At 65.6% G+C, this 13,116-nt stretch carries 10 protein-coding genes; all 10 read left to right on the top strand.

Annotated elements, in window-relative coordinates:
- The first annotated feature begins 6 nt into the window (after window positions 1–6).
- The 10 genes from KY496_RS11565 to pdeM all read left to right on the top strand — a co-directional run bounded on the left by KY496_RS11565 (window position 7) and on the right by pdeM (window position 13,041).
- Complete coding sequence (locus tag KY496_RS11565) at window positions 7–798, top strand: protein-glutamate O-methyltransferase CheR (RefSeq protein WP_051205044.1); 792 nt, start codon at window positions 7–9, stop codon at window positions 796–798.
- Window positions 795–1,400 carry a chemotaxis protein CheB gene (locus tag KY496_RS11560; RefSeq protein ID WP_005662714.1) on the top strand — a complete coding sequence of 202 codons (606 nt, stop codon included), beginning with the start codon at window positions 795–797 and terminating at the stop codon, window positions 1,398–1,400. The genes KY496_RS11565 and KY496_RS11560 overlap by 4 nt, the downstream gene beginning before the upstream one ends.
- On the top strand, window positions 1,397–2,608 hold the full coding sequence (locus KY496_RS11555) for a hybrid sensor histidine kinase/response regulator (RefSeq protein ID WP_071361826.1): 1,212 nt from the start codon (window positions 1,397–1,399) through the stop codon (window positions 2,606–2,608). The genes KY496_RS11560 and KY496_RS11555 overlap by 4 nt, the downstream gene beginning before the upstream one ends.
- Before the next feature lie 235 nt (window positions 2,609–2,843).
- Window positions 2,844–3,407, top strand: a complete 564-nt coding sequence (gene ahpC, locus KY496_RS11550; protein WP_005662712.1) for an alkyl hydroperoxide reductase subunit C — start codon at window positions 2,844–2,846, stop codon at window positions 3,405–3,407.
- Window positions 3,408–3,510: 103 nt separating this feature from the next.
- Entirely contained in the window at window positions 3,511–5,079 is a 1,569-nt protein-coding gene (gene ahpF, locus KY496_RS11545) for an alkyl hydroperoxide reductase subunit F (protein ID WP_005662711.1), read from the top strand.
- 460 nt (window positions 5,080–5,539) lie between these two features.
- Window positions 5,540–7,252 (top strand): ATP-dependent DNA helicase RecQ, encoded by a 1,713-nt coding sequence (locus KY496_RS11540; protein ID WP_219864811.1) that lies wholly within the window; start codon window positions 5,540–5,542, stop codon window positions 7,250–7,252.
- 9 nt (window positions 7,253–7,261) lie between these two features.
- The gene (locus tag KY496_RS11535) at window positions 7,262–8,299 is read left to right on the top strand and encodes a ligase-associated DNA damage response exonuclease (RefSeq protein WP_219864810.1); all 1,038 of its coding nucleotides are present in this window, start codon (window positions 7,262–7,264) and stop codon (window positions 8,297–8,299) included.
- Complete coding sequence (locus tag KY496_RS11530; protein WP_219864809.1) at window positions 8,292–9,926, top strand: ATP-dependent DNA ligase; 1,635 nt, start codon at window positions 8,292–8,294, stop codon at window positions 9,924–9,926. Before KY496_RS11535 ends, KY496_RS11530 begins: the two co-directional genes overlap by 8 nt.
- Window positions 9,923–12,394 carry a ligase-associated DNA damage response DEXH box helicase gene (locus KY496_RS11525; RefSeq protein WP_219864808.1) on the top strand — a complete coding sequence of 824 codons (2,472 nt, stop codon included), beginning with the start codon at window positions 9,923–9,925 and terminating at the stop codon, window positions 12,392–12,394. The genes KY496_RS11530 and KY496_RS11525 overlap by 4 nt, the downstream gene beginning before the upstream one ends.
- Window positions 12,391–13,041, top strand: coding sequence for a ligase-associated DNA damage response endonuclease PdeM (gene pdeM, locus KY496_RS11520; protein WP_071361831.1), 651 nt, complete (start codon window positions 12,391–12,393; stop codon window positions 13,039–13,041). The genes KY496_RS11525 and pdeM overlap by 4 nt, the downstream gene beginning before the upstream one ends.
- The last annotated feature ends 75 nt before the right edge of the window (window positions 13,042–13,116 follow it).

Genomic DNA, 13,116 nt, shown 5'->3' with positions numbered 1-13,116 from the left:
CTGCGGATGCTCGTCGAAGCCGTCTACCTGAAGTACAACTACGATTTCCGCGACTACACCGGCGCTTCGCAGAAGCGCCGGGTGCTGGTCGCCATGCGCGAGATGGAATGCGACACGGTGTCGGAACTGCAGTCGAAGGTGCTGCACGAGCCGAACGGTTTCGCCCAGCTGTTGCAATACCTGACGATCCCCGTCACCGAGATGTTCCGCGACCCGGAGTACTTCCTGGCGGTGCGCGAGCAGGTGGCGCCTTTCCTCAAGACCTACCCGTCGCTCAAGATCTGGGTGGCCGGCTGCAGCACCGGCGAAGAGGTGTATTCGCTGGCCATCCTGCTCAAGGAAGAGGGCTTGCTCGAGCGCAGCATCATCTATGCGACCGACATCAATCCCGAGTCGCTGGAAGCGGCGCGGCGCGGCGTGTTCCCGCTGGAGCGCATGCGCCTGTATACCGAGAACTACCAGAAGTCCGGCGGCAAGGCCGCGTTCTCGGACTATTACACGGCCGCCTATGGCGGCGCGCTGTTCGAGCGCAGCCTGATGGACAACGTGACCTTCGCCGACCACAGCCTGTCGACCGACAGCGTGTTCTCGGAAACCCACTTCGTCAGCTGCCGCAACGTGCTGATCTACTTTAACCGGCGCCTGCAGGATCGCGTGCTCGGCCTGTTCCACGACTCGCTGTGCCACCGCGGCTTCCTGGGCCTGGGCAGCAAGGAAAGCATCGACTTTTCCAGCTACGCCGACCGCTTCGAGGCGCTGGCCAAGCGCGAGCGCCTGTTCCGCAAGGTGTCCCCATGAGCCCCGCACAGCAACTGGCCGCGGCCATGGGTTCGCGCCGGATCGAGATGGTCGTCATCGGCGGCTCGGCCGGCGGCGTCGACGCGCTGGTCGGCCTGGTGCCGGCGCTGCCGGCCGGGTTCGGCCCGGCCGTGACCTGCATCCTGCACGTGCCGCCGGACCGCGACAGCCGCCTGGCCGAGCTGTTCGCCATGCGCGCGGCGCTGCCGGTGCGCGAAGCGCAGGACAAGGAACCGATCCAGCCCGGCACCGTGTATTTCGCCGGTTCCGGCTACCACCTGTCGATAGAACAGGACCGCAGCTTTTCGCTCAGCTGCGAGCCGCCGGTGCAGTTCGCCCGGCCGGCGATCGATATACTGATGGAATCCGCCGCCGACGTGTATGGTCCGGCGTTGGCGGGTATACTGTTGACCGGCGCCAATTACGACGGCGCCGACGGCATGTGCCGCATCCGCGAGCGCGGCGGCCTGACCATCGTCCAAGACCCTGAAGAAGCACAGGCCAGTACGATGCCCGAAGAGGCGATCCGGCGCTGTGCCCCGCACCTGGTGCTGCCGCTGGCCGGCATCCGCACCGTGCTGCCCCTGTTGGAGACCCCATGAACCAGGACCCAAGCAAGATACTGATCGTCGACGACCTGCCGGAAAACCTGCAGGCGCTCGAGGCGCTGCTGCGCCATGACCAGCGCGTCATCTACCAGGCGGGGTCCGGCGAACAGGCGCTGGCGCTGCTGCTCGAGCACGAGTTCGCGCTGGCGATCCTCGACGTGCAGATGCCCGGCATGGACGGCTTCGAGCTGGCCGAGGTGATGCGCTCGACCACCCGCACCCGCCACATTCCGATCGTGTTCGTCTCGGCCGCCGGGCGCGAACTCGATTACGCCTTCAAGGGCTACGAGAGCGGGGCGGTCGACTTCATGTACAAGCCGCTCGACGCCGACGCGGTGCGCAGCAAGGTCAACGTCTTCGTGGCGCTCGACCAGCAGCGGCGCGAGACGCGGCGCCAGATGCTGGCGCTGGAACAGAGCCGGCAGGAGCAAGAGGTGCTGCTGCGCGAGCTGAACCAGACCCAGCAGGAGCTGCAGCGCTCGCTGCGCATGCGCGACGAATTCATGTCGCTGGTGGCGCATGAGCTGCGTACGCCGCTCAACACGCTGTTCCTGGAAACGCAGATGCGCAGCCTGCAGCTCAAGCGCGGCAACACGGCCGCCTTCGGCGCCCAGCAGATGGAAGCGATGATCCAGCGCGACGAGCGCCAGATCAAGTCGATGATCCGGCTGATCGACGACATGCTCGACGTCTCGCGCATGCGCAGCGGCAAGCTGTCGATCCGCCCGGCCCAGGTCGAGCTGATGAACCTGCTGGAACGGGTGGTGAGCGACCTGTCGCTGCAGGCCGCCACCACCGGCAGTTCGCTGACCCTGCGCCCGCACGACGGCGTGACCGGCTGCTGGGACGAATTCCGCGTCGAGCAGGTGATCGTCAACCTGTTGACCAACGCGCTGCGCTATGGCTGCGGCCAGCCGGTCGAGGTCAGCGTCGAGCGCAGCGGCGACATGGTGCGGATCGACGTGCGCGACCAGGGCAAGGGCATCGCTTCGTCCGACCTGGAACGCATCTTCGAGCCTTACGAACGGGGCGCCCGCAATGGCGAGCCGAAAGGCCTGGGGCTGGGCCTGTACATCTCGCGCCAGCTGGCCATCTCGCACGGCGGCGAACTGCGCGTGACGAGCAAGCCCGGCGAAGGTTCGGTGTTCAGCCTGGTGCTGCCGTGCACCGACGTCCCGGTGTGCGCCGAAGCCGACGTTTGACCCATCCATAGGCGGGTGCATGTGGCGTCCTGGAGAGACGCCGGTTGCACCCGCTTGCCATTTACGACACACTGTCCGGGTTTGCTTCGAGGCCCTCCTTTATCAGGACGGCAAGACCGCACTTGACTGATAGCCAAAATCAATCAAGAGTATCGAATCAATCAATTTCACAAACGACGAGCGGGGCGGTAAACTGCTTGTCATACGTTTCATCAACCCCCAAACAGGAGATTACATGTCCCTCATCAACACCCAGATCAAGCCGTTCAAAGCAACCGCTTACCACAACGGCAAGTTCATCGACCTGACCGAAGAGAACTTCAAGGGTACCTGGTCGGTGGTGATGTTCTACCCGGCAGACTTCACCTTCGTCTGCCCAACCGAACTGGAAGATCTGGCCGCATTCCAGCCGGAATTCGAAAAGCTGGGCGTCAATGTGTACGGCGTCTCGACCGACAGCCACTTCGCTCACAAGGCATGGCACGACACCTCGGACGCGATCAAGAAAGTGAACTACCCGCTGATCGGCGACCCAACCGGCGTCCTGTCGCGTAACTTCGAAGTCATGATCGAAGAAGAAGGCATGGCACTGCGCGGCACCTTCGTGATCAACCCGGAAGGCCAGATCAAGATCATGGAAGTGCACGACAACGGCATCGGCCGCGACGCTTCGGAACTGATGCGCAAAGTCAAGGCAGCCCAGTACGTCGCTTCGCACCCAGGCGAAGTCTGCCCAGCCAAGTGGACCGAAGGCGCAGAAACCCTGACCCCGTCGCTGGACCTGGTCGGCAAGATCTAAGCAATACCTGTAGTTAAGTAGCACCCGTGAACGGGCCGCTGCGGCGGCCCGTTGCACGCCCGGTCTGTGCAAGTTAAGTGAAATAAACAAAAGGAAAAACATCATGCTGGACGCAACCCTCAAGAAACAGTTGCAAGCCTATCTGGAAAAAGTGGTGCAGCCGATTGAGCTGGTTGCATCGCTGGATGATTCGCCAAAATCGCGCGAAATGGACGAGCTGCTGAACGAGATCGCAGCCCTGTCCGACAAGATCACCGTGCGTCAGGAAGCCAACGAGCGCACCCCGTCGTTCGCGATCAACCGCGTCGGCACCGATATCGGCGTGCGCTTCGCCGGCATTCCGCTGGGCCACGAATTCACCTCGCTGGTGCTGGCCCTGCTGCACGTCGGCGGCCACACCATCAAGCTGGAACAAGCCGTCATCGACCAGATCGCAGCCCTGGACGGCGATTATGTTTTCGAGACCTACATCTCGCTGTCGTGCCATAACTGCCCGGAAGTCGTGCAGGCACTGAACACGATGTCGGTCATCAACCCGCGCATCAAGGTCGTGACGATCGATGGCGGCGTCTTCAAGAAGGAAGTGGAAGACAAGCAGATCCTGGCCGTGCCGATGATGTTCCTGAACGGCCAGCATTTCGGCCAGGGCCGCACCAACGTCGAAGAGATCCTGTCGAAGATCGACGTCAAGGGCGGTGAGCGCAAGGCTGCGGAACTGAGCCAGAAAGACCCATTCGACGTGCTGATCGTCGGCGGCGGCCCCGCCGGCGCGGCAGCCGCGATCTACGCAGCTCGCAAGGGCATCCGTACCGGCGTGCTGGCCGACCGCTTCGGCGGCCAGGTGCTGGACACCCTCGCGATCGAGAACTTCGTGTCGCTGAAGGCCACCGACGGTCCGAAATTCGCTGTCGCCCTGGAAGAACACGTCAAGGAATATGACGTCGACATCATGAACACCCAGCGCGCCAGCAAGCTGGTGGGCGGCAAGATGATCGAGGTGCATACCGAGAGCGGCGCGGTGCTCAAGTCGAAGACCGTGATCGTGGCGACCGGCGCCCGCTGGCGCGAGATCAACGTGCCGGGCGAGAAAGAGTACAAGAACCACGGCGTGGCGTACTGCCCGCACTGCGACGGCCCGCTGTTCAAGGGCAAGCGCGTGTCGGTGATCGGCGGCGGCAACTCCGGCGTCGAGGCGGCGATCGACCTGGCGGGCATCGTCAAGGAAGTGACCCTGATCGAATACGGCAATGAACTGCGCGCCGATGCGGTCCTGCAGCGCAAGCTTTACTCGCTGCCGAACGTCAAGGTAATCAAGTCGGCCCAGACCACCGAGATCCATGGCGACGGCAAGATCGTCAACGGCCTGAGCTACAAGGACCGCAATACCGGTGAGCTGCACAAGCTGGACCTGGAAGGCGTGTTCGTGCAGATCGGCCTGGTGCCGAACGCAGAATGGCTCAAGGGTACGATCGACCTGTCGGCGCACGGCGAGATCGAAGTCGATGCCCGCGGCCACACTTCGCTGCCAGGCGTGTTCGCTGCCGGCGACGTGACCACGGTGCCGTTCAAGCAGATCGTGATCGCGGTGGGTGAGGGCGCCAAGGCATCGCTGGCCGCTTTTGACCACCTGATCCGCCTGCCGGTGGAAGAGGAAGAGCAGAAAGCTGCTTGATGACCGGGCGGGCCACGCGGCCCGCCATGTCAAGGAAATGAACGCCGTCTTCCCTTGGGAAGGCGGCGTTTTTTATGCAGTGAGAATTAGTGGAACGAGAACAGCAAGGCCGACGACAGCGCGCCGGACTCCAGCAGGAACCAGGTGGCCGCGCTGGCAAGGGCCAGGTGGACTGCGGTCCAGGTCATAGGGCGGCGCGACATGATGGTTCTCCTGAAGATGGCGGATAGGTGAATGATGGTCACAATAGTAAATGTCTAGCTGGACACCCGGCATCGGTCAAATATCCGTCGGGTTGTAGGACTAAACCTTGTCGAGAATTTGTGTCGCACAATTGACACAAGTAGCCGTGGCACTACACCCATAACGTGACGACCCCGCCAAAAGTTGACCTCCTACGCTTGAAGTAGGTGGCGTCCTATAGTCGAGTTGTCGCCGTACTAATAAAGTCGGCGTCATCATGACCCGACACGATCCCACCCTCATGCACCGCGGCCTGCTCGCCGTGCGCCGCAATACCATCCGACGCCTCCTGAACGCCGTGTTCGGCATCGCGCAGCTGCGCGAAGGCCAGCAGCGCGTGATCGACAGCGTGCTCGACGGCAAGGACACCCTGGCCATCATGCCTACCGGCGGCGGCAAGTCGCTGTGCTACCAGATCCCGGCCAAGATGCTGGAGGGGATCACGGTCGTTGTTTCCCCGCTCATCTCCCTCATGAAGGACCAGCTCGAGAAGCTGGAAGAGATCGGCATCCGCTCGGTCCAGGTCAACAGCAGCCTGTGCGCCGAAGAAGAACACGCGGCGCTCGAGGCGATCGCCAGCGAATCCTGCGAGATCGTGTTCTGCACGCCGGAACGCCTGGTCTCGCCCGACTTCATCGACGTGCTGCGCAAGGTCACGCTCGACATCGTCGTGATCGACGAGGCGCATTGCATCTCGCAATGGGGCCACGACTTCCGCCCGGCCTATATTGGCCTGGCCGCCGCGATCGAGGCGATCGGCCGCCCGCCGGTGCTGGCGCTCACGGCCACCGCCACCGACGAGGTGATCGCCGACATCGGCAAACAGCTGGGCCGCAAGCTGAACGTGATCAATACCGGCATCTACCGTCCCAACCTGCATTACCGCGTGCGGCAAGTCACCAGCGCCAGGGAGAAATACCAGGAGGCGCTGCGCCTGGTGCAGGAGACGCCAGGCGTCGGCATCGTGTACGCCGCCACCGTCAAGGTGGCCGAGGAGATGCTGGCCGTGCTCGAAGAAGCCGGCGAATCGGTCACGCTCTACCACGGCAAGCTGTCGGCAGCCGAGCGAAAGATGAACCAGGACCTGTTCATGGAGGGCGAGCGGCGCGTGATGGTGGCCACCAATGCCTTCGGCATGGGCATCGACAAGAGCGATACCCGCTTCGTGATCCACCTGCAGATCCCGGCCAACCTCGAATCCTATTACCAGGAATCGGGCCGCGCCGGCCGCGACGGCCTGGACGCCGAATGTACCCTGCTGTTCCTGCAGGACGACAAGCGCATCCAGCAGTTCTTCCTGGTCAAGCACTATCCGGATGCGCAAGAGCTGCAGCTGGTGCACGAGACCGTGCGCACCCTGGCCGAGGAGGGCGCCGTCACTGGCCGCCGTCTGGAGGACGCGCTGGAAGACATCGCCGACGCCAATATCAAGGTCTGTCTCAAGCTGCTCAAGGATGCCAAGCTGGTGCGCCAGAACCGCAAGCTGGAATACCTGCCCAGCGCGGCCGAGCCGCGTCCCGGCGTGTATGCGCGCCTGGCCCAGGTGTACGTCCAGAAGCAGGAACGCGACAAGGAGGCGCTGGACCAGATGGTCAGTTATGCCGTCAGCGGCTTTTGCCGCTGGAAGCTGCTGCTCGATTACTTCGGCGACCAGGTCGCCGGGTTCGAAAGCTGCTGCAAGTGCGACAACTGCCTCAACCCGCCGGCGCTGAGCCTCTCCGAAGACATCGAGATCCGCGACGACGAATTCGACCGCGAGCCGGCCGAGGAAGCGCCAGCGCCGAAGTTCGAGGTCGGCGCACGCGCCAGGTCGTCCAAATATGGTGAAGGGGTGGTGGTCGCCATCGCCGGCGAGCAGGTGACGGTCGACTTCCCTGATGGCGAAAGCCGCAGCTTCATGGCCGATTTCCTCGATCAGGTAGCCACGTAAGGGATGCCGATGGGAGACATGGTCGTCGTCCGCAAGGAGGGCTTGTACTGCGTGCCAGGCGATTTCTACATCGACCCATGGCGGCCGGTGGCGCGCGCCGTCATCACGCATGCCCATGGCGACCACGCGCGTGTCGGCCACGGCCACTACCTGGCGGCGGCGCCCGGCATCGGTGTGCTCAAGTCGCGCCTGGGCGATATCTCGGTCGATGCGCTCGATTACGGCCAAAAAATCACCCATAACGGCGTCACCATCTCGCTGCACCCGGCCGGCCATGTGCTGGGCTCGGCCCAGGTGCGCATGGAATGCGGCGGCGAGGTCTGGGTGGCGTCGGGCGACTACAAGGTAGAACCGGATAAAACCTGTGCGCCGTTCGAGCCGGTGCGCTGCGACACCTTCATCACCGAATCGACCTTCGGCCTGCCGATCTACCGCTGGCAGCCGGAGCAGCAGGTGATGGACGAGATCAATGCCTGGTGGCGCAAGAACGCCGAGGAGGGCCGCTGCAGCGTGGTGTTCGCCTATTCCTTCGGCAAGGCGCAGCGCATCCTGGCCGGGCTCGATCCATCGATCGGTCCCATCGTCTGCCACGGCTCGGTCGAGCCGCTCAACCGCGCCTACCGCGCGGAAGGCGTCGAGATTCCGCCGACCGTGATGGTGAGCGACGTCGACAAGGCGGCGCTGCGGCGCGCGCTGGTGGTGGCGCCGCCGTCCGCCAGCGGCTCGCCGTGGATGAAGCGCTTCGGCGACTACAGCGATTCCTTCGCGAGCGGCTGGATGCTGCTGCGCGGCGCGCGGCGCCGGCGCGGCGTCGACCGTGGCTTCGTGCTGTCCGATCACGCCGACTGGCCAGGCCTGATGAGCGCCATCAAGTCGACCGAGGCCGAACGCGTGATCGTCACCCACGGCTCGATCCCGATCCTGGTGCGCTGGCTGTGCCAGAACGGGCTGGATGCGTCGGGCTTCGAAACCGAATATGGCGACGAGGAAGAGGACGACGCAGTGGAGAAGCCATCGCCGCCGGCAGCAGGAGCAGCCGATGCGTGAATTCGCCCGCCTGTACGCCGACCTCGACGAAACCACGTCGACCACCCGCAAGCTCGACGCGCTGCAGGGCTATTTCGCCAATGCCGCGCCCGAGAACGCGGCCTGGGCTGTCTACTTCCTGGCCGGCGGCAAACCGCGCCAGGCGGTGCCGACCAAGCTGCTGCGCCAGTTCGCGATCGAGTACGCGGGCCTGGACGAATGGCTGTTCGATGAGTCCTACCACGCGGTGGGCGACTTCGCCGAAACCATCGCCCACATCCTGCCGCCGCCGACTGAGCGTTCGGACGTCGGCCTGGCCGAGTGGATGGAGCAGCGCATCGGGCCCTTGCGCGGCGCCGATCCGGGCCGCATCCGCGAAGCGCTGTTCATGTACTGGAACGAGCTGGATTGGCGCGAGCGCTTCCTGCTGGTGAAACTGATCGGCGGGGGCTTCCGCGTCGGCGTCTCGAAGCTGCTGGTCACGCGCGCGCTGGCGGCGATCGCGGCGGTCGACAGCAAATTGATTGCCCAGCGCCTGATGGGCTGGACCGACGGCCGCGTGAAACCCACAGCGACAGGCTTCCTGCAACTGATCGCCGAACAGTCGGACGAGGAACACAAGCTGCGCGGCGGCCAGCCGTATCCCTTCTTCCTGTCGCACCAACTGAATGGCGACCCGGCCAGCCTGGGCGAACTGGACGACTGGCTGGTCGAATGGAAGTACGACGGCATCCGCGCGCAACTGGTGCGGCGCGACGGCCAGAGCTTCCTGTGGTCGCGCGGCGAAGACCTGATCACCGAACGCTTTCCCGAGCTGACGGCGGCGCGCCTGCCCGACGGGATGGTGCTCGACGGCGAGGTGCTGATCTGGCAGCCGGGGTGCGACATGCCGTCGCCCTTCGCCGACCTGCAGAAGCGCATCGGGCGCAAGACCTTGTCCGCCAAGTTGCTGGGTGAGCTGCCGGCCGTGCTGTGCTGCTACGACCTGCTGGAGCTCGACGGCGTCGACCTGCGCGGCCTGCCGCAGCACGAGCGGCGCGCGCTGCTCGAAGTGGAGGTGGCGAAGCTCGACCAGCCGCAGCTGCGCCTGTCGCCGCTGGTCCACGCCGACAGCTGGGAAGCGCTGGCGACCTTGCGCGCCGGCTCGCGCGCGCGCAGCGTCGAAGGCATGATGCTCAAGAGCCGCACGGCCCACTATGGCGTCGGCCGCACCAAGGACGTCGGCACCTGGTGGAAGTGGAAGATCGACCCTTACGCCATCGACGCCGTGCTGCTGTACGCCCAGCCGGGCAGCGGCCGGCGCGCCTCGCTCTACACCGACTACACCTTTGCCGTGTGGGATGGCGACGGCGCCGAGCGCAAGCTGGTGCCGTTCGCGAAAGCGTATTCGGGCCTGACCGACGCCGAGATCGCCCAGGTCGACAACACGATCCGGCGCACGACCATCGAGAAATTCGGGCCGGTGCGCTCGGTCAAGCCGACCATGGTGTTCGAGATCGGCTTCGAGGGCATCGCGCTGTCGCCGCGCCACAAGGCGGGGATCGCGGTGCGCTTTCCGCGCATCCTGCGCCGGCGTCTCGACAAGCCGGTGGAAGAAGCCGATACGCTCGACACGCTCAAGGGCTTGCTGGAGGCGGCCACCGCATGAGCCGTAATCCGGTAAGCGCCCGCATCGACGCCTGGTTGTCCAGCCGCGGCTGGACCGCCTTTCCCTTCCAGCGCGCGGTGTGGAAGGCCGCGCTGAAGGGCGAATCGGGCCTGCTGCATGCGAATACCGGCGCCGGCAAGACCTTCGCGGTCTGGTTCGCGGCGCTGCAGCGCGCCGGGCTCGACACGGGAAGGGCCAGGGCGGGCTTGCGCGTGCTGTGGATCACGCCGATGCGCGCGCTGGCGGCCGACACCCAGCGCGCGCTGGAAGACTCCGCCGCCGAGCTGCTGCCCGAGTGGCGCATCGGCGCGCGCACCGGCGACACCAAGTCGGCCGAGCGGGCGCGCCAGACGCGCAGCATGCCGGCGGCCCTGGTGACGACGCCCGAGAGCCTGTCGCTCATGATCAGCAATGCCGCCGCCCATGAACAGTTCCGCCATCTCGACATGGTCATCGTCGACGAGTGGCATGAGCTGATGGGCAGCAAGCGCGGCGTGCAGGTGCAGCTGGCGCTGGCCAGGCTGCGGCGCTGGCGTCCCGAACTGCTGGTGTGGGGCGTGTCGGCGACGATGGGTAATCTCGACCTCGCGCGCCATGTGCTGCTGGGAGGCGAGGAAGGAGCGGACGCGGGCGTGCTGGTCGAAGGCGATACGCGCAAGAAGATCGTGGTCGATTGCCTGATCCCCGAGAACGTCTCGCGCTTTCCCTGGGGCGGCCACCTGGGCCTGCAGATGCTGCAACCGGTGATCGCCGAGATCGAGGGACACGAGGCGACGCTGGTGTTCACCAATACCCGCTCGCAGGCCGAAATCTGGTACCAGAACATCCTGGAGGCGCGGCCCGACTGGGCCGGCGTGATCGCGCTGCACCACGGCTCGCTCGACCGCGAGGTGCGCGAGTGGGTCGAGCTGGGCCTCAAGAACGGCATCCTGAAAGCGGTGATCTGCACCGCCAGCCTCGATCTTGGCGTGGACTTCCTGCCGGTCGAGCGCGTGCTGCAGATCGGCAGCGCCAAGGGCGTGGCGCGCCTGCTGCAGCGCGCCGGCCGCAGCGGCCATGCGCCGGGCCGGGTCTCGCGCGTGACCCTGGTGCCGACCAACAGCCTGGAATTGCTGGAGGCGGCCGGCGCGAAAAAGGCGGTGGCGGCGCGCCGCATCGAAGGCCGTTACGTGCCGAATAAACCGTTCGACGTGCTGGTGCAGCACCTGGTGACGGTGGCGCTGGGCGGCGGCTTTCGCTCCGCAGAGTTGTATGAAGAGGTGCGCCAGGCCTGGTCCTACCGCCACCTGACCGAGGAGGAATGGCAGTGGGCGCTCGACTTCGTCGCGCGCGGCGGCCAGAGCCTCACCGTGTATCCCGAATACCGCCGCGTGCTGCCGGACGACGAGGGCGTCTACCGCGTCCCCGACAGCGCCATCGGCCGCCGGCACCGGATGGGCATCGGCACCATCATGTCGGACGCCACGATCCAGGTGAAGTACATGAGTGGCGGGCGCATTGGCAGCGTGGAGGAATCCTTCATCTCGCGCCTCAAGCCCGGCGACCGCTTCCTGTTCGGCGGGCGCATCCTGGAATTCGTGCGCGTGCACGAGCTGACCGCCTTCGTGAAACGCGCCAGCGGCACCCGGGGCGCCATCGCGCGCTGGCAGGGCGCGAAGATGCCGATGTCGAACGAGCTGGCCCACGCCGCGCTGGAAGAGCTGCGCCTGGCCGACGGGGGCGTGTTCGACGGCCCCGAGATGCGCGCCATCGAGCCGCTCATCGCCATCCAGCAGCGCTGGTCGGCGCTGCCGACGAGCGAGGTGCTGGTGCTCGAGTCGATGAAGAGCCGCGAGGGTTACCACCTGTTCGTGTATCCGTTCGCGGGCCGCTCGGTGCACATGGGCCTGGCGTCGCTGATCGCCTTTCGCGTCGGCCGCGCGCAGCCGATCACGTTCTCGATCGCCATCAACGACTACGGCTTCGAGCTGATGGCGCCCGAGCCGGTCGACTGGGCGCGCATGTTCGACGCGCCGACCGGCGCCGGCGTGGACCTGTTCGATACGGCGCGCCTGCTGGAAGACGTGATCGACAGCCTGAACGCGACCCAGCTGTCGCAGCAGCGCTTTCGCGAGGTGGCGCGCATCGCCGGCCTGGTGTTCTCGGGCTATCCGGGCCAGCCGAAGTCGAACCGCCAGCTGCAGGCCTCGTCCTCGCTGTTCTTCGAGGTGTTTCGCAAGCACGATGCCGGCAACCTGCTGCTCACCCAGGCCGAGCGCGAGGTGATGGAGCAGGAACTCGAACTGACGCGCCTGCGCGACACGCTGGCCGAGCTGCACGCGCGAAGGATCGCCTATCGCGAGGTGAAGCGGGCGACGCCGTTCGGGTTTGCCCTGATGGTCGAGCGCTTCCGCGAAAAGGTCAGCACCGAGAAGCTCAATGACCGCGTGGCGCGCATGCTGCGCGAACTCGAGAAGGCGGCGGCATGAGCGGCGCGATGGTGCAGGTGGCCGGCGAATCGCTCCTGCTGTTGCCGGAGAAGGCGATCTATTGGCCGCGCGAACGGATGCTGATCATCGCCGACATCCACTTCGGCAAGGCGGCCGCCTTTCGTTCGCTCGGGGTGCCGGTGCCGCGCGGCACGACCTCGGAAAACCTGGCCGGCCTCGACGCCCTGGTGGCCACCCACGGCGCGCGCCAGGTGGCCTTCCTGGGCGACTTTTTGCATGCGCGCGCCGCGCACGCCAGCTCGACCCAGCTGGCGATGCTGGCCTGGCGCCAGCGCCATCCGGATCTCGGCTTGATGCTGGTGCGCGGCAACCACGACCTGCATGCGGGCGACCCGGCGGCGGCGCTGGGAATCGCGCTGGTGGACGAGCCGCATGCGATCGGGCCGTTCGCCTTCTGCCACCATCCCGGCGTCGACGCGCCCGGCTATGGCCTGGCCGGCCACGTGCACCCGGTGTATGTGCTGGCGACCCGCTTCGATGCGCTGCGCCTGCCATGTTTCGTGGTCGGCGAGCAGGGACTGATCTTGCCGTCCTTCGGCGCGTTTACCGGCGGCCACGCGGTCAAGCCGGGGCCGGGCGACCGCATCTACGTGACCTCGGGCGATGCGGTCCACGCCGTGCGCTGAGGCTATTGGTTCGTAACCGTACGGACCTGGCTCTTTCGTACAGGTACTGTCTCCTGGAACTGAAGGCGGTGTGAT

This window comes from Massilia sp. NP310 (assembly GCF_019443485.1).
Lineage (GTDB): Bacteria > Pseudomonadota > Gammaproteobacteria > Burkholderiales > Burkholderiaceae_D > Telluria > Telluria timonae.
This window is presented reverse-complemented; position numbering and strand designations above follow the sequence as displayed.

Coding starts and splice junctions, on each gene's coding strand:
- KY496_RS11565 (WP_051205044.1), top strand. CDS start 7: ATGCTCGTCGAAGCCGTCTACCTGAAGTACAACTACGATTTCCGCGAC.
- KY496_RS11560 (WP_005662714.1), top strand. CDS start 795: ATGAGCCCCGCACAGCAACTGGCCGCGGCCATGGGTTCGCGCCGGATC.
- KY496_RS11555 (WP_071361826.1), top strand. CDS start 1,397: ATGAACCAGGACCCAAGCAAGATACTGATCGTCGACGACCTGCCGGAA.
- ahpC (WP_005662712.1), top strand. CDS start 2,844: ATGTCCCTCATCAACACCCAGATCAAGCCGTTCAAAGCAACCGCTTAC.
- ahpF (WP_005662711.1), top strand. CDS start 3,511: ATGCTGGACGCAACCCTCAAGAAACAGTTGCAAGCCTATCTGGAAAAA.
- KY496_RS11540 (WP_219864811.1), top strand. CDS start 5,540: ATGACCCGACACGATCCCACCCTCATGCACCGCGGCCTGCTCGCCGTG.
- KY496_RS11535 (WP_219864810.1), top strand. CDS start 7,262: ATGGGAGACATGGTCGTCGTCCGCAAGGAGGGCTTGTACTGCGTGCCA.
- KY496_RS11530 (WP_219864809.1), top strand. CDS start 8,292: ATGCGTGAATTCGCCCGCCTGTACGCCGACCTCGACGAAACCACGTCG.
- KY496_RS11525 (WP_219864808.1), top strand. CDS start 9,923: ATGAGCCGTAATCCGGTAAGCGCCCGCATCGACGCCTGGTTGTCCAGC.
- pdeM (WP_071361831.1), top strand. CDS start 12,391: ATGAGCGGCGCGATGGTGCAGGTGGCCGGCGAATCGCTCCTGCTGTTG.